The sequence below is a fragment of the Streptomonospora salina genome (genome assembly GCF_014204715.1).
GTDB classification, from domain to species: domain Bacteria; phylum Actinomycetota; class Actinomycetes; order Streptosporangiales; family Streptosporangiaceae; genus Streptomonospora; species Streptomonospora salina.
On sequence record NZ_JACHLY010000001.1, the window covers coordinates 835,612 to 851,680 of the forward strand.

Genomic DNA, 16,069 nt, shown 5'->3' on the forward strand with positions numbered 1-16,069 from the left:
ACCGCCCGTATCGGAGCGGGTCGCCAACCAGCCCCCTGTCGACAAGGGCGCCGCCGGCCCGTGTCACCCCGCTGCGGTCCTCGGATCGCGCGCGGTCCGGCCGGCGCCCGGATCGGTCTGAGTGTGAACACCGCAACCCCCCGTACCCGACGGCGCCGACGCGGCCTCGGGCTGAGCGCCGCGGCCTCGGTCTGCGCCGTCGCGACCGCGGCTGCCGGGTTGATCGCCCTGCACACCGGCGACGCTCCCCGGTCGGCCGCGGCCGAGCCCGCCGCAGCGGCCCAAGCCGCAGCGGGCGCACTCGTGTGGAGCGACGAGTTCAACGCCGGCGCCGGCACCGCGCCCGACCCCGCGAAGTGGAACGTCGAGGTCAACGGCGACGGCGGCGGCAACAACGAGCTGCAGTACTACACCGACAGCCGCGACAACCTCGCCCACGACGGCAACGGCAACATGGTCATCACCGCCCGCGAAGGCAATCCGGCCGGGCACCAGTGCCACTACGGCCACTGCCAGTACACGTCGGGCCGGATGAACACCGCCGGCAAGTTCGAGCACGCCTACGGCCGCTACGAAGCCCGCATCCAGATCCCCACCGGCCAGGGCATCTGGCCGGCGTTCTGGATGCTGGGCGGCGACTTCGGCGACGTCGGATGGCCCGACTCCGGCGAGATCGACATCATGGAGAACATCGGCAGCCGGCCCGCCGACGTGCACGGTTCGCTGCACGGTCCCGGATACTCCGGCGGCAACCCGATCACCGGCTCCTACTACCACCCGCAAGGCTGGGCGTTCGCCGACACCTTCCACACGTTCGCGGTGGAATGGAGCCCGGAGTCCATCACCTGGTTCGTCGACGGCAACGCCTACCAGACGTTCACCCCCGCCGACACCGGCGGCGACCCGTGGGTCTACGACCACCCGTTCTTCATGATCCTGAACGTGGCGGTGGGCGGCTCCTGGCCCGGCTCCCCCGACGCGAGCACGCAGTTCCCGCAGCAGATGAAGGTCGACTACGTCCGCGTGTACGACCTGGGCTGATCCGGTCCTGCACCCGCCGACATTTCGGCTCCTCCGGGACGATCCCCGAGGCCGTGCCGGGGCCGGGGCGCCGCGCCACCCGCGGGCGCCCCGGCCCCGGTCGCATTCCCCGACGTGCTCACCCCTGCGCGGGCAGCACCCGGCCGGTCACCTCGCCCAGACCGATCACGGAAACGCCCGGGCCCCGGGCCGTGGCCGCGATGGTGACGGTGTCGCCGTCCTCCAGGAACGCGCGCGTACTGCCGTCTGCCAGCTCGACGGGCTCCTCACCGTTCCACGACAGCTCGATCAGCGACCCCCGCTGCTCCTTCTCGGGTCCGCTGACCGTGCCCGAGGCGTACATGTCGCCGGTGCGCAGCGACGCGCCGTTGACCGTCAGGTGCGCCAGCTGCTGGGCCGGGGTCCAGTACATCTGCGCGAACGGCGGCCGCGCGACGGGTTCGCCGTTGATCCGCACCTCCAGTTGCAGATCCAGCCCCCACGGGTCGCCCGGCACGTCGCGCAGATACTCCACCGGTGCGGGGTCGCGCTCGGGCGGAGCGACGCGGGCCTCCTGCAGCGCGTCCAGCGGCACCACCCACGGCGACACCGACGTGGCGAAGGACTTGCCCAGGAACGGACCCAGCGGCATGTTCTCCCAGGCTTGCAGATCGCGGGCGGACCAGTCGTTGACCAGGAACACCCCGAACACGTGCTCGGCGAATCCGGAGACCGGAACCCCGCCGCCGGGTGCGGGCACGCCCACGACGAACCCCACCTCGGCCTCGATGTCCAGCCGCGCCGACGGCCCGAACTCCGGATCCTCGGCCGACGGCGGCTTGCGCTGGCCCATGGGCCGCGCGATACCGGTACCCGAGACCACCACCGTGCCCGATCGGCCGTGGTAGCCCAGCGGCAGATGCTTCCAGTTGGCCGGCAGGGAAGGCTGGCCGGGCCGCAGGATCCGTCCGAGGTTGGCGGCGTGGTGCTGCGAGGAGTAGAAGTCGACGTAGTCGCCCACCGTGAAGGGCAGGTGCATGCGCACGCTCGCGCGCTCGACCAGGTGCGGGCGCAGCGCCGTCTCGAACGCGGGGTCGGTCAGCCACGCGGTCAGCGACTCGCGGACCTGCCGCCAGGTCTCGGGGCCCTGTGCCATCAGGGGGTCGAGGACGGGCGCGTCGACGGCCTCGGCGAACGGCGCGTCCTGGGCGTAGGCGGCCGCCGCCAGGTCCAGCACCCACGCGCCCGCCGCGACGCCGACGCGGGGCGGCCGGCCGTCGCCGGTGCTGAAGACGCCGTAGGGCAGGGTTCCCGGGCCGAACGGGTCGTCGGCGGCGATGCCCAGCCAGGTGTGCGGAACAGGCACGTGAATCGGATCCTCTCGGGGGGCGGGTGCGGCGGTCACTCCAGGACGGCGGGCGAGATCCGGCCGAGCGCGACCAGGTCCTCCAGCGGCTCCAGCACGCTGCAGGTGCCGAACGAGGTGAACAGGGCGCGCACCGCCGAGGCGGCGTCGCCGCTCAGCTCCGCTGCGGCGGCCGCTGCCCGCGCGCCGTCGCGCATCGACAGCACCGCGGCGGCCTCCGCGTCGTCGGCTCCCTGCAGGGCGGCGTGCACGGCCAGCAGCACGTTGAGGAAACCGTGGTGCTCGAAGCCGGTCGCGGTGTCGGTGTGGCGCAGGGCCCGGTGCATCCCGGCCGTGCACTTGAGGGCGCGGCCGCGCCGGGCGGCGGCGCCCAGGGCGGCGGCCAGTTCCGCCTCGCTCGGGAAGGCGTCGGCGCGGGTTCCGCCGGTGCGCAGTTTGGCCAGTTGGGCGGTGCCGGACAGGGCGTCCAGGCTGCGGCGGGGGTCCGTGCCGCGCGGCAGCTCGACGAACCCGGCGGTGCGGGCGGGTAGGTGCTCCTCCAGCGCGGCGGCGGCGCGGGCCGTGTTCGCGGCGGTCTGCGCATCGTCGTCGCCCCTGTGGGCGGCGACCTCCACGGCGACCGCCTCGATCGCGGGCCGGGCTCGGGCCGCTTCCAGCGCCGGTCCCACCCCGTCGGGTCCGTCGGGCACGGTCACGCTCACCCGCAGCGCGGCGCCGGGGCGGCGGGCCAGCGCCCGCCCGAGTTCGGGGATGCGGCCGGCCGGAACGATGAAGGGTCCGGTCATCGGGCTCTGCGGTCCGGCCCGGTAGCGCAGGTGGGCCGCCACCGCCGCGTCCATGGGGGCGTCCCCGGGCGGGAACAGGGCGGCGTCGTCCAGCAGCGCGGCGTACAGCGGGGGCGTGCCGCCGGGTGCCGGCGGGGGCCCGGCGCCCGGTGCGTGCGGCGCCGCATCCGGCCGGGACCCGGCCGGACCCGCCGCGCTGCCGCCCGGCTGCGGGGTCACTGCGGCCTCCGGCCGCCGACCCACGTCCAGGCGTAGCCGGGGTCCTCGGCGGCCTGCCCGCCCTCGCCCAGCTCCAGCGGGCGGAACGTGTCGACCATGACGGCCAGCTCCTCGACGGCCTGCACGCCCACGCTGGCCTCGTAGGCGCCGGGCTGGGGCCCGTGCGAGTGCCCGCCCGGGTGCAGCGAGACCGAGCCGAGCCCGATGCCCGAGCCTTTGCGGGCTTCGTAATCGCCGCCGCAGTAGAACATGACCTCGTCGGAGTCGACGTTGGAGTGGTAGTAGGGCACCGGGATCGACAGCGGATGGTAGTCGACTTTGCGGGGCACGAAGTTGCAGATCACGAAGTTGTGCCCGGCGAAGACCTGGTGGACCGGCGGCGGCTGGTGCACGCGGCCGGTGATCGGCTGGAAGTCGGCCACGTTGAACACGTACGGGTAGAGGCAGCCGTCCCAGCCCACGACGTCGAAGGGGTGGTCCGGGCAGGTGTAGCGGGTGCCGTCCACACCGCCGGGCCCGTTGCCGCGGTGCTTGATCAGCACGTCGACGTCGGTTCCCTCGGCCAGCAGCGGCTCGCTGGGGCCGCGCAGGTCGCGCTCGCAGTAGGGCGCGTGCTCCAGGAACTGGCCGAAGCGCGACAGATAGCGCCCGGGCGGTGTGATGTGGCTGTTGGCTTCGACGGCGTAGGCGCGCAGCGGCTCCTCGCCTTCGGGAACCCACCGGTGGGTGGTGGCGCGCGGCAGGATCACGTAGTCGCCGCCGCCGACCTCCAGCGCCCCGAACACGGTCTCCACCGTGGCGCGGCCCGATTCCACGTACACGCACTCGTCGCCGATGGCGTTGCGGTAGAGCTCGGAGGGCCGGCCGGCGGCGACGTAGGAGAGGCGCACGTCGTCGTTGCCCAGGATCAGGCGGCGCCCGGTGACGGCGTCGGCGGACCTCCACTCGTCGCCGAAGAGCGCGTGCAGCTTCAGGTGGCGCGGCACGAGCGGCGCGTTGGGCGTGCGGGTCTGGTCGGGGACCTGCCACGGGCGGGCGTCGACGACGGCCGAGGGGATGGTGCGGTGGTACAGCAGTGAGGAGTCGGCGGAGAAGCCCTCCTCGCCCATCAGCTCCTCGTAGTACAGCCCGCCTTCGGGCGTGCGGTGCTGGGTGTGCCGCGTGCGCGGGACCTCACCGACGTGTCGGTAGTACGCCACCGTCGTGCTCCTTTCCGGGTCGCGGGATCCGCCCGGCGGCGGGTGCGCCGCCCAGGCAGGTGCCGGCGGCCGCGGTGACGGCCGCCGGGTCGTCCTCGTCGAGGACCGCGGCGATGTGGGCGTCGGGGCGCAGCAGCCAGACGTCGCCGGGCCGGGCGTCCAGCGCGGCGGCCAGGGCGCCGTCGGGGTCGGCGTCCTGCAGCGCGAGCGCGGTGACGGGGGCGTCGGTGGCGCGCCGGGCTGCCGCGCGGGCGGTTTCGGCGCCGCGGGCGCCGTGGGCGACGACGGTCAGTCCTTCGCGCGCCAGCGGCCGCAGCCGTGTGATGTCGGGTCGGTCGGCGAGGTGCAGCGGGACGTCGGGCACGAGCACGCCGGGGCAGGGAACGGGCGCCTCGCCGCGCGGCGGCCGCCCGGGGTAGGGGCGCTGCGCGCACGGGGTGGTCAGCGCCGATTCGGTGTAGCAGAACGCCTCGAACAGCCGCCCCGAGTCGACCTGTGCGGCCGCTCCCGGGTCCGAGCGGGCACGCTCCAGTACACCCAGGCGGTGGGTGCGCTCCGCGTCGGTGCGGGGCACCAGGAACCGCATGGTGGCGCCGGTGATGTCGGCGTTGTCGCGGGCGGCGGCCAGCCGCTCTGCGGAGTAGCTGTCGACCAGTCCGGGACCGGCCCAGCCGTTGAGCGCGAACGCGAGTTTCCACGCGGCGTTTTCGGCGTCGTGCACGCCGGAGTTGAGGCCGCGCGCCCCGAAGGGGGCGACCAGGTGGGCGCAGTCGCCGGCCAGCAGCACCTGTCCGGCGCCCATGGGGTCGGCCACCCGGGTGTGGAAGCGGTACACCGAGTGCCACACGAGCTCGTAGGAGCGCTCACCGATGATCCGGCGGATGCGCCGGTCCAGTCCGCCCTCGGCCTCTTCGCGGTCGAGGTCGAAGTCGGGCGGCACCTGCCAGTCGATGCGGTACACCGAATCGGGGCAGGGGTGGATGAGGATCTGGCGGCCGGGGTTCCACTCGGGGTCGAAGTGGAACCGCCGTTCACGCTCCCATCCGGGCAGGTCGGCGCGGATGTCGCAGATCAGGAACCGGTCGTCGAAGCTGGCGCCGCCGAAGTCGGCTCCGACCGCTTCGCGCGCCACCCGCCCGTGCGGGCCCAGGCACGCGACCGCGTAGGAGCCGTGCAGCTCGACGGTTCCCGTCGGGGTCGCGCACCGCACACGCACCCCGTCCGCGTCCTGGTCGACGGCGGTGACCTCGTGGTTCCAGCGCACCTCCAGTCCGGCTGCGGCCATGCGCTCGTCGAGGATGCGTTCGGTGCGCGACTGGGAGAGGTTGACGAACGGCGGCAGCGGCGAGGCGCCGCGGTCGCGCCGCCCGACACTGAACAGCTCCTGGCCGCGGTAGAAGGTGCGGGCGGTGTCCCAGGTCAGCCCTTCTTCGGCGACGGCGTGGGCGCCGAGGTCCGACCACACGTCCAACACGTCGCGCTGCTGGACGATGGCTTTGGAGCCGACGGCTTCGCGCTCGGGGCGGGCGTCGACGACGGTCACCGGCAGGCCCCAGCGCGCCAGCAGCAGCGCCGCGGTCTGACCGACCGGGCCGGCGCCCAGCACCAGCACGGGTGCGGGCGGGGCGCCGGCCCCGGCGGGCGGGGCGGGGCGGGGCACGGGATCGGCGGGCATGTCGCCTCCGTTGGCTCGCGGCCGGGCGCTCAGCTCTGCAGCCGGTCCCAGACCTCGCGGTCGCGTTCGGCGGTCCAGACGATGGGGCGTTGGATGCCCGACATCTCGTCCCACAGCCGCGACACGTCGAAAGGCAGGCAGTGCTCGAAGATGGGCCAGTGCCCGTAGGTGCCGGCCAGGGCGGCGTGGGCGGCGGCGAAGGCGTCTTCGAGGGCCCCGCCGCGGGCGTGCACGGCGCCGACTTCGGCGATCATGGTGTGCAGGAAGTCGCGGGTCTGGGCGACGGCGGCGTCGACGGCCGCGCGCCCGTGGGTGACGGGGCCGCGCCCGCCGATGAGCGCTTCGGCGCCCAGCGCGGCGAGGCCGTCCAGGGTGGGTCCGGCCCAGTCGTAGTGGTAGGCGTCGCCGGTGTAGAGCGCGGCTTCGGCTTCGACGAGGTCGCCGGCGAAGAGGATGCGCTGTTTCGGCAGCCAGGCGACGATGTCGCCTTCGGTGTGGCCGCGGCCCAGGTACTGCAGGACGAGCTGTCCGCGGTCGCCGCCCAGCTCGATGGTGGTGCGGTCGGAGAAGGTCAGGGTGGGCCAGGTCAGCCCGGGTACGGATCCGGGGTCTTCGGCCAGGCGCGGCATGCGGCCGAATTCGCTTGCCCAGTCGGCTTCGCCGCGTTCGGCGATGAGGGCGCGGGTGTTCTCGTGGGCGACGATCGCGTCGGCGTCGAAGGCGCTCGCGCCCAGCACCCGCACCGCGTGGTAGTGCGAAAGCACGAGGTAGCGGACGGGTTTGTCGGTGTGCTCGCGCAGCCGCGCCAGCCATTCGCGGGCGGCCGTGGGGGTGGCCATGGCTTCGAAGCAGACCAGGAAGTCCTCGCCCTCGATCGCGCCGATGTTGGGGTCGCCCTGGGCGGTCAGCGCGTAGACGCCGTCGGCGACGACCTCCAGCGTCTGCTCCTTCTCGGCGAGGTCGGCCGAGGAGGCGAAGGGTTTGGCTGCCATCGGGGATTCTCCTCTTCGCGGTCGGGGCGGCGGGTCCGGCCGGGTTCCGGGGCCGTGCGCGCCGGCCCGGGGTGTGGTGGATCACCACTGCCCTCTAGAGTGATCCCGATCACGGCATTGGTAAAGCATGGGAACCTTGGGAGTGGCATTGGCCGAACTTATGAGCCCTGCGCCGCGGTTCTCCCTGCGCCAGCTCGCGTATTTCGTCGCCGTCGCCGAGGCCGGCACCATCAGCGAGGCCGCCCAGCGCCTGCACATCTCCCAGCCGGCGGTCTCGCTGGCGCTCAACGACCTGGAGCGCGCGCTCCGGGTGCAGCTGTGCGTGCGCCGCAAGTCCCACGGCATCACGCTGACGCCCACGGGCACCCAGGTGCTGCGCCGGGCCCGGCGGCTGCTGCGCCAGGCCGAGGACCTGGAGGGCGAGGCCGGCGCGGGCGAGGGGACGCTGACCGGGGTGCTGTCGCTGGGCTGTTTCGTGACGCTGGCCCCGACGGTGCTGCCGCCGCTGCTGCAGGGCTTCTCCGCGCTGCACCCGGGGCTGACCGTGGATTTCTCCGAGGACACCCAGGACGTGCTGCAGCGGCGGCTGCTCAGCGGTGAACTGGACCTGGCGGTCATCTACGACATGGACGTGCTGCCGGAGATGGAGCGGGCCGAGTTGTTCACGATGCGCCCGCACGTCCTGCTGCCGGCCGGGCATCCGCTGGCGGGCCGGTCGTCGGTGTCCCTGCACGAGCTGGCGCCCGAACCCATGGTGCTGCTGGACGCCGCCCCCAGCTCCCACCATGCGCTGGGGCTGTGCCACGACTTCGGCGTCGTTCCGCAGGTGGGCTACCGGCCCACGAGCTACGAGGTCGCCCGCGCACTGGTCGGGCGCGGCCTGGGCTGGAGTATCCTGGTGCAGCGCCCCTCCAACGACCGCACCTACGAGGGGTTCCGCGTGGTCATCACGGAGATCGCCGAGCCGGTACGCGCCGAGGCGGTACTGCTCGCGTGGCCCCACGCGGTGCGACTGAACCGCCGCTCCGAGGAGTTCCTGCACTACTGCCGCGCGACCGCTCCGCCGACCGGGGTCCGACCGGACTCCGCCCGGGCGTAGCCCCCGGCCGCCGCGGGCAGCGCGGCGGTGAGGGGGATCGCACGGCCGCAGTGGGCCGTGTCCGGTCCGCACCGCGCTAGAGGAAGTGGGACCATTCCGTGGCGGCGCCTGCCGCCGACCCCGTTTCCGCCGTACGCCCGCACGCCCGCACGAGGAGTTCCGTCATGGCCACGACCGCCGCCGACGCCGTACCCGGCTTCGCCGACCTGCCGCTGCGGGAGGAGCTTCTCGACGCACTCGCCCGGCTGGGCTACGAGGAGCCGACCCCCATCCAGCGCGAAGCCATCCCGCACCTGGTCGAGCAGCGGGACCTGCTGGGCCAGGCCGCCACCGGCACCGGCAAGACCGCCGCTTTCGCGCTGCCGATCCTGCAGCGCATGGTCGAGCAGGGCGGGCGGCGCGAAGGTGCGGCACCGATGGCCCTGGTGCTGGTGCCCACCCGCGAACTGGCCGTGCAGGTCTGCGAGGCCGTGCACCGCTACGGCCGCGACGTAGGGGTGCGGGTGCTGCCCGTCTACGGCGGCCAGCCCATCGGCCGCCAGATCCGCAGCCTGGAGCGCGGCGTCGACGTGGTCGTGGCGACCCCGGGCCGGGCGCTGGACCACATGAACCGGGGCACGCTCGCGCTGGACGAGCTGGCGCTGACGGTGCTCGACGAAGCCGACGAGATGTTCGACATGGGCTTCGCCGAAGACATCGAGTCGATCCTGGAGGAGATCGACGACGCCTGCCAGACCGTGCTGTTCTCGGCGACGATGCCTCCGCGCATCGAGCGGATGGCCAGCGGGAACCTCACCGACCCGGTACGTATCCAGATCGCCCGCGAAACCAGTGACGAGGGCGGGGCGCCGCTGGTGCGCCAGAGCGCCTACGTGGTGCCGCGGGCGCACAAGGCCGCCGCGATCGGGCGGCTGCTGGACGTGGAGTCGCCCACCGCCACCATCGTCTTCTGCCGCACCCGCGAGGAGGTCGACCAGCTCTCCGAGGTGCTCAACGGCCGCGGCCACCGCGCCGAGGCGCTGCACGGCGGGATGAGCCAGGAGCAGCGCGACCGCACCCTGGGGCGGCTGCGCGCCGGCACCATCGACCTGGTGGTGGCCACCGACGTCGCCGCGCGCGGACTCGACATCGAGCACCTGTCGCACGTGGTGAACTACAACGTGCCTTCGGCGCCGGACTCCTACGTGCACCGCATCGGCCGCGTGGGGCGGGCCGGCCGCGAGGGTGTGGCCATCACGCTGGTGGAGCCGCGCGAGCACCGCATGCTCAAGAGCATCCGCCGGGCCACCGGCTACGCGATCAACGTGGAGAAGCTGCCCACGATCGCCGACATCCGGGCCCGCCGCCTGGAGCTGACCACCGGCGCACTGCGCGAGAGCCTGCTCGACGACGAAGCCGAGGACGACCGCGAGCACTTCCGGGTGGTGGTCGAGTCCCTCGCCGACGAGTTCGACGTGATGGAGGTGGCTCTGGCGGCGGTCAAGCTCGCCCACGAGGCCTCCGGCGGCGCCGTCGACGAGGAGGAGGAGATCCCCGAGGTCAGCATCAAGCCGGAGCAGAAGGACAAGGACAAGGACAAGGGCCGCAAGCAGCGCGAGGGCGGCAAACGCGGCCCCCGGTCGGAGAACGGCGAGCAGCGCGGCGGCCGCGAGGCCGCCGGCGGCATGACCCGCCTGTTCATCGGCGCCGGGCGCGGCGCGAAGGTGCGCCCGCAGGACCTGGTGGGCGCGATCACCGGCGAGTCGGAGCTGCGCGGGCGCGACATCGGCCATATCGAGATCGCCGAGCGGTTCTCCCTGGTGGAGGTGCCCTCCGGCGCCGCCGACGACGTCATCGCGGCGCTGAAGAACACCACCATCAAGGGCCGCAAGACCCCGGTGCGCCGCGACGCCAAGGAAGGCAAGTAGGACCCGGCCCCGGCCCCGTCTCACCCGGCTTCCCCGTCTCCCCCGTTGATCTTGTAGCTGCAGTTACTGCGAACGTTTCACCGTGTCCGTAGCTACAAGATCGACGGGGTCGAGGGGCGCGATGAGGAGCGCGATGGGGCCGGGCCTTCAGACGGGCAGCTTGCCGTGGAAGACGATCGGCGCGGAGATCCCGGAGTCGTAGTCCTGCGAGAGCCGGACGGCGTAGAAGAACCGGCCTTCGTCCGCGGCCATCGCGCAGGCGCCGCGCAAGCTGGTGACCCTGCCGGCCCGAAGGTGCACGGCCACCCTGCCGGCCTTGTCGACGGCGGGGACGACGCCGGTGCGGCGCGGGGGAAGATCGGTCCAGCACCGCGTCGTGGGGGCGAGGTGCACCGGCGAGTCGGAACCGTTGCGGACCTCCAGCGACCACGCGGTGTAGGGCGTTCCGTCGTGGCGCCCGCGGTCGAAGGAGAGCAGCCGGACGGAGATCCCGTCGGCGAAGCGGTGGGAGCGGTTCGCCGGAGTCAGCGTCTTCGCCGTTGCCATGGAGCCGGCGGCCGCGAGGACGATGAGCACCGCGCAAACGACTTCCTTCATTCGCATAGTCGGGCGAAGCTACCACGGGGGCGGCCCGGCTCCTGCGCGCGCGGCGATGCGGAAGACGGCACCGCCGGGGCGGCCGCCGCCGACCGCCCGCCTCTGCCCTGCGCACCGCCCGCCGGAGCACGGCGGGTACCGGTTCGCTTACGCGCACGCCACACCGCGGTGGATACGGTGAGGTGATGACGACCAACTCCGAGTCCGGACCGGGCGCGACAGCGGATCCCGAGCACAACGAGGCTCCGTCCGCCGACCGGACCGAATCCGACCACGGCCCCGGCGGCGATGCCGCCGCCGGCCCCGACACCGACGCCGACGACGGCGACGGCGCTTTCGACGATTCTTTCGACGACGCCGAAGGGCTCGACCCCGACTCCGGCGCGCACGCGCACGGCGCCGCGCCGGCACCGGGCGGGATCCTTTCCGCCGAAACCTTCTCCATCATCGGTCTGATGCTCGTCGGCGCCCTGCTGTCGGGCTGGCGGGCCACCGAGGTCGTACCGAGCCTGCTGGCCCAGACCCAGGAAGGCGTCATCAGCGGCATGATGGTCGCCGAGGGCGTGGTCGCACTCCTGGCCGTGGCCTCTGGACTGATCAGCCTCACTCTCGCCGGCGCCGCCACGCGGCCGTGGGCGCGGTGGATCGCGACCGCGACCGTGGTCGTGGGCGCACTGCTGTTCCTCGTTGCGGCGGGCGCCTATCTGCAGGTTCCCGAACCGCAGCCGCAGCCGCAGATGCCCGTGCCGGGCGCCTGACCCGGCCGTCGGCGGGCAGCGGCCGCGCGCGGGCGCTTTCCGTCCCGGCTCGACGCGCCCGCCGGACACGCCCGCGCGAGTGGAGCCGGCGGGGCCGCTGCGCCGCCGGCCGGAGGGCGGTGCGGGCGTGTCCGATCACCGGAGGGGGATGTCGGCCCCGTGCTCGTTCTCGGGCCGGGGCCCGAAGATCCTCCGGTCGGCTTCGGCGATCGCGACGTCGTTGATGCTCGCCTCCCGGCGCCGCATCAGCCCGTCGCCGTCGAACTCCCAGAGCTCGTTTCCGTAGCTGCGCCACCACTGTCCGGCGGTGTCGTGGCACTCGTACTGGAAGCGGACCGCGATGCGGTCGCCGTGGAAGCTCCACAGGCTCTTGCGGAGTGCGTAGTCCAGCTCCCGCTCCCATTTGGCGGTCAGGAACGCCACGATCTCTTCGCGACCGGCGACGAACCGGTCGCGGTTGCGCCAGACCGAGTCCGGCGTGTACGCCAGCGCGACCCGCTCGGGGTCGCGGGTGTTCCACGCGTCCTCGGCGGCCTGGACCTTGCGCAGCGCGGCCTGCTCGTCGAACGGCGGGCAGGGCGGTCGGGTGTCGGGCACGTCATCCTCCCAGTATTGAGAACGTTCGTTCTCGGTAAGTGCGGCTACACTAGAGAACGAACGTTCTCGATGTCAAGGAGTCCCGGATGCCGGCCCCGATCAGCACGGAGCAACGGAACCAGGACCGCGAGGTCCTTCTGGACGCCGCGGAGCCGCTCTTCTACGAGCGGGGGATCCGGGCGGTGGGGATGGACGAGATCCGTTCGGCCGCCGGCCTGCCGCTCAAACGGATCTACTCCGTGTTCGCCACGAAGGAGGACATCGTCGTCGCGATGCTGCGGCGGCGCGACCGGCGGTGGCGGGCGGGCCTGGCCGCGTACGTGGAGCGGTTCGACGACCCCCGCGCCCGGGTGTCGGCGGTCTTCGACTGGCTCGGCCGGTGGTTCGCCGAACCGGGGTTCCGCGGCTGCGCCTGGATCAACGCGCACGGGGAACTGGGATCGTCCTCTCCGGCGGTGCTCGACGAAATCCGCGCGCACAAGCAGGCCTTCCACGACCAGATCGCGGAATGGGTCCGGGCGACCGGAAGCCCAGCGGTCGAGCCGGTGTTCCTGCTCGCCGAAGGGGCCGTCGTCACCGCCGGCGTCACCGGCGACACCGCACCGGCCGAGGAGGCGCGCGCCGCGGCACGGCACCTCATCGGCTGATCCGCCTGCGCGCCGTCCCGGAACCGGCCCCCGTCGGTCCCGGGACGGCGCGTGCAGCAGGCGGTCCGTGTCAGCCCGCGGACCCGGCCCCGCTTCCGGCGGGAACGGCGGGCGCCTCGGTGGGCGCGTCGGGCACCGCGGGCGCGGAGCGCGGCGGGCGGGGGCGGTCGAGGTAGCCGGCCGCCAAGGCCAGGCCCACACCGACGACGGCCATCGCGGCACCGACCAGCGCGGGCGCGGTGTAGCCCAAGCCCGCGCCGATGACCGCGCCGCCGATCCAGGCGCCGAACGCGTTGGCGAGATTGAACGCCGCGTGGTTGGACGCCGAGGTGAGGGTGGGCGCGCGCTCGGCCTTGGTCATCAGGAACACCTGGATGACCGTGCAGGTCGCGAACGTGGCCACGCCGAGCGCGACGACCCCGATCGCCGCGGTCCAGGGATTGTGGACCGCGAAGGAGAACAGCAGCAGCACCAGGGCCAGGGACGTGAGGGAGCCGTAGACCGAGGGCCGCAGGGCGCGGTCGGCCATCCGGCCGCCCAGCAGCGACCCCAGGGTCATGCCGACCCCGAACAGCGCCAGCACGCCGGTCACGCCCGCTTCGGTGAAGCCGGCCAGTTCCTTCATCGTCGGCGCGATGTAGGTGTAGACCGCGAACACCCCGGAGCAGCCGAGCACGATCGTGAGCAGGCCGAGCACGACCTGCCGGTTGGCCAGCCCGGCCATCTCGTGGCGCAGCCGCACTCCGTGGGGCTTGGGCAGGTGGGGCACGCACAGTGCGATCCCGGCCATGGCGACGACCCCGATGGCGGCGACGACGCCGAAGGTCGCGCGCCAGCCCAGCTCCTGGCCCAGCCAGGTGCCGGCGGGCACCCCGACGATGTTGGCGACGGTCAGGCCGAGGAACACGCGGGCGACGTTGCGCGCCCGCCGCCCCGGTTCGGCCAGTTGCGCTGCGGCGACGGCCGCCGCGCCGAAGTAGGCGCCGTGCGGAAGCCCGGTGAGCACGCGGAACCCGAGCACGGCCCCGAACTCCGGGGCCAGGGCCGAGAGCAGGTTGCCGGCGGCGAAGACGCCCATGAACAGGATCAGGGCGCGGCGGCGCGGCAGGCGGGTGCTGACGACGGTGAGCAGCGGGGCGCCGATGACGACGCCGATGGCGTAGCCGGCGATGAGGTTGCCGGCCGAGGAGACCGACACGTCCAGATCGGCGGAGACCTCGGGCAGCAGTCCCATGATGACGAACTCGGTGGTTCCGATGCCGAAGGCTCCGAGGGCCATGGCGAGCAGGGCAAGGCGCATGGGCGGGCTCAGCCTTTCGCTGGCGGTGGGGTTGGCGCGGTTCCGTCGGGGCCCCGCCGCCGGCGCGGCGTGCGGGGCCGGGGTGTCGGGCGGAGGAGTGCACGGCGGCTCCGGGGCGGCCGGCGGGCCGCGGCGCTCCGGCTCCGGAACCGGGGCCGGCGGAACCTCCCGAAGCGGTCTCTTCCAGAGAACCACGCGCACATGGCACGTGCCAACACGATCGGCGGGGAGATTGCCCCGGGCGGCGATGATGTCGGCCACCCGGGGATGAGACGTGGTCGACGCCGGAGCGGCGCACCGTCCCCGACCACCGGTTCCCGGACACGCCGGCGGCCCGGCCGGCGCGTCCGGGAATAGCCCGCCCCGGGCCGTGATTGCAGCCGGTATGACGACCGACACCGCATTCAGCCCGCACGCGCTGCTCGCGCAGAGCCGTCTCGGCGTCCTGGCGACGATCAAGTCCGACGGCCGCCCGCAGCTCTCCCCCGTCACGCCCTTCTACGACCGCGACGACGGTGCCGTCTACGTGTCGATGACCGAGGGCCGCGCCAAGACCGCCAATCTCCGCCGCGATCCGCGCGCCGCGCTGGAGGTCACCGCCGCCGACGGACGGTCGTGGGCCACCGCAGAAGGCACGGTGCGGCTCACCGGTCCGGGCGCCGACCCGCACGGACCCGAGGTCGACGCGCTGGTCGAGTACTACCGCACGGCCGCCGGGGAGCACCCGGACTGGGAGGAGTACCGGTCGGTGATGGTCGCCGACCGCAGGGTGCTCATGCGCATGGCGGTCGAACGGGTCGTCGGCGACCGGATCGGGTGAGGCGCGCGGCCGCCCCGCGCTCCCGTCCCCGGCGGCGCCCTACTCCGCGGTGCGCACCGGCCCCGACGTGCCCCGCACCGTCAGGGTGGGGGTGATCGCGAACTCCTTGGCGCCGGTGCGCCCGTCGTCGAGGCGCTCGGTCACGGCCTGCACGGCCAGCTCGGCGAGCTGGGCGGAGTCCTGGCGCACCGAGGTCAGATCGAGGAACGACAGGTGCGCCAGCCGGCTGTCGTCGTAGCCGATCACCGACACCTCCTGCGGGACGCCTACCCCGGCGCGCACGAAGACGTCCAGCAGGCCGCGGGCGCAGCGGTCGTTGGCGGTGACCACCGCTGTGGGCAGCGTGCCGCGGGCGAGCAGCTCGCGGGCGGCGCGGGCGCCCGACTCCTCGGTGAAGGCGCCGGGAAGCTCCCGGGCCCGGTCGGCGAGCCCGTGGCGGCGCATCGCGTCGCGGTAGCCGCGCCGGCGCTCCTCGGCCTCCAGCGCGGCGCCGCCGTCGACGTGGACGATGTCGCGGTGGCCCAGCTCGGCGAGGTAGCCGATCGCCCTGCTCATGCCCGGGGCTTCGGAGCTGCGTACCAGGTCGGCGCCGGGCACTGTGGCGCTGCGGCTGACCTGGACCACGGGCACCTGTTCGGCTACCCGGCTCAGGTCGGGCGAGGGGCCGGGAGAGGGACCGGTGAGGATCAGCGCCTCGCTGCGCAGCCCGAGCAGCTCCTCGATGGCCTGGCGCTCACCGCGCGAAGGGACGTTGGCGCTGAGCGCGATGCCGTAACCGACGTCCTGGGCGCAGGCGTAGAGGCCCTCGACCAGTTCGACGTTGTGCGGCTGATCCATGTTGAACAGGACGCCGATCTGCCGGCTGCGGGTGCGGCGCAGCAGCTGCGCGGCGGTGTGGGGGCGGTAGCCGAGCTCGTCGGCGGCCTCGCGCACCCGGCGCCGGGTCTCGTCGCTGGGACCGGCCTGGTCGCGCATGACCAGCGACACCAGTTGCCGGGACACGCCCACGCGTTCGGCGACGTCGCCCATCGTGGGGCGCCGCCGCGGCTCGGCGGCCCCGGTCGCGCTCTTCGAGTCCGTCACCCTGT

15 protein-coding genes are annotated in these 16,069 nt (G+C 73.7%); 6 read left to right on the plus strand and 9 right to left on the minus strand.

The genetic code is table 11. The annotated features are described in order from the left end of the window. Positions 1–123 precede the first annotated feature (123 nt). Positions 124–1,041, plus strand: coding sequence for a glycoside hydrolase family 16 protein (locus tag HNR25_RS03840; protein ID WP_312862344.1), 918 nt, complete (start codon positions 124–126; stop codon positions 1,039–1,041). A gap of 118 nt (positions 1,042–1,159) precedes the next feature. Here the strand turns inward: HNR25_RS03840 and fahA are convergent, their stop codons facing one another. The 5 genes from fahA to HNR25_RS03865 form a co-directional block, all read right to left on the minus strand. Beyond that, positions 1,160–2,386, minus strand: coding sequence for a fumarylacetoacetase (fahA, locus tag HNR25_RS03845; protein ID WP_184633349.1), 1,227 nt, complete (start codon positions 2,384–2,386; stop codon positions 1,160–1,162). A gap of 35 nt (positions 2,387–2,421) precedes the next feature. Beyond that, positions 2,422–3,279, minus strand: a complete 858-nt coding sequence (locus HNR25_RS03850) for a hypothetical protein (RefSeq protein ID WP_184638799.1) — start codon at positions 3,277–3,279, stop codon at positions 2,422–2,424. Between the two features lie 107 nt (positions 3,280–3,386). Then, positions 3,387–4,589, minus strand: a complete 1,203-nt coding sequence (locus HNR25_RS03855; protein WP_184633350.1) for a homogentisate 1,2-dioxygenase — start codon at positions 4,587–4,589, stop codon at positions 3,387–3,389. Next, positions 4,564–6,264: an FAD-dependent monooxygenase gene (locus tag HNR25_RS03860; protein WP_184633351.1), complete on the minus strand. Its 1,701-nt coding sequence runs from the start codon at positions 6,262–6,264 to the stop codon at positions 4,564–4,566. The genes HNR25_RS03855 and HNR25_RS03860 overlap by 26 nt, the downstream gene beginning before the upstream one ends. 29 nt (positions 6,265–6,293) lie before the next feature. Continuing rightward, the gene (locus HNR25_RS03865; RefSeq protein WP_184633352.1) at positions 6,294–7,256 is read right to left on the minus strand and encodes an MBL fold metallo-hydrolase; all 963 of its coding nucleotides are present in this window, start codon (positions 7,254–7,256) and stop codon (positions 6,294–6,296) included. Positions 7,257–7,404: 148 nt separating this feature from the next. Between HNR25_RS03865 and HNR25_RS03870 the strand changes: the two genes are divergently transcribed. Further along, positions 7,405–8,355, plus strand: a complete 951-nt coding sequence (locus HNR25_RS03870; protein WP_184633353.1) for a LysR family transcriptional regulator — start codon at positions 7,405–7,407, stop codon at positions 8,353–8,355. Positions 8,356–8,519: 164 nt separating this feature from the next. Further along, positions 8,520–10,262 carry a DEAD/DEAH box helicase gene (locus HNR25_RS03875; RefSeq protein WP_184633354.1) on the plus strand — a complete coding sequence of 581 codons (1,743 nt, stop codon included), beginning with the start codon at positions 8,520–8,522 and terminating at the stop codon, positions 10,260–10,262. Between the two features lie 147 nt (positions 10,263–10,409). Here HNR25_RS03875 and HNR25_RS03880 read toward each other — a convergent pair whose 3' ends face one another. Beyond that, on the minus strand, positions 10,410–10,859 hold the full coding sequence (locus tag HNR25_RS03880) for a hypothetical protein (RefSeq protein WP_184633355.1): 450 nt from the start codon (positions 10,857–10,859) through the stop codon (positions 10,410–10,412). 185 nt (positions 10,860–11,044) lie between these two features. Between HNR25_RS03880 and HNR25_RS03885 the strand changes: the two genes are divergently transcribed. Next, entirely contained in the window at positions 11,045–11,617 is a 573-nt protein-coding gene (locus HNR25_RS03885) for a hypothetical protein (protein WP_184633356.1), read from the plus strand. 135 nt (positions 11,618–11,752) lie between these two features. Here the strand turns inward: HNR25_RS03885 and HNR25_RS03890 are convergent, their stop codons facing one another. Beyond that, entirely contained in the window at positions 11,753–12,214 is a 462-nt protein-coding gene (locus HNR25_RS03890) for a nuclear transport factor 2 family protein (RefSeq protein ID WP_184633357.1), read from the minus strand. 86 nt (positions 12,215–12,300) lie between these two features. Here HNR25_RS03890 and HNR25_RS03895 point away from each other — a divergent pair, with 86 nt between their 5' ends. Continuing rightward, positions 12,301–12,861, plus strand: a complete 561-nt coding sequence (locus tag HNR25_RS03895) for a TetR/AcrR family transcriptional regulator (protein WP_184633358.1) — start codon at positions 12,301–12,303, stop codon at positions 12,859–12,861. Positions 12,862–12,931: 70 nt separating this feature from the next. Here the strand turns inward: HNR25_RS03895 and HNR25_RS03900 are convergent, their stop codons facing one another. Beyond that, entirely contained in the window at positions 12,932–14,161 is a 1,230-nt protein-coding gene (locus HNR25_RS03900; protein WP_184633359.1) for an MFS transporter, read from the minus strand. A gap of 385 nt (positions 14,162–14,546) precedes the next feature. Here HNR25_RS03900 and HNR25_RS03905 point away from each other — a divergent pair, with 385 nt between their 5' ends. After that, on the plus strand, positions 14,547–14,981 hold the full coding sequence (locus HNR25_RS03905; RefSeq protein WP_184633360.1) for a PPOX class F420-dependent oxidoreductase: 435 nt from the start codon (positions 14,547–14,549) through the stop codon (positions 14,979–14,981). Between the two features lie 39 nt (positions 14,982–15,020). Here HNR25_RS03905 and HNR25_RS03910 read toward each other — a convergent pair whose 3' ends face one another. Continuing rightward, positions 15,021–16,064, minus strand: coding sequence for a LacI family DNA-binding transcriptional regulator (locus HNR25_RS03910; RefSeq protein WP_312862345.1), 1,044 nt, complete (start codon positions 16,062–16,064; stop codon positions 15,021–15,023). Positions 16,065–16,069: the final 5 nt, after the last annotated feature.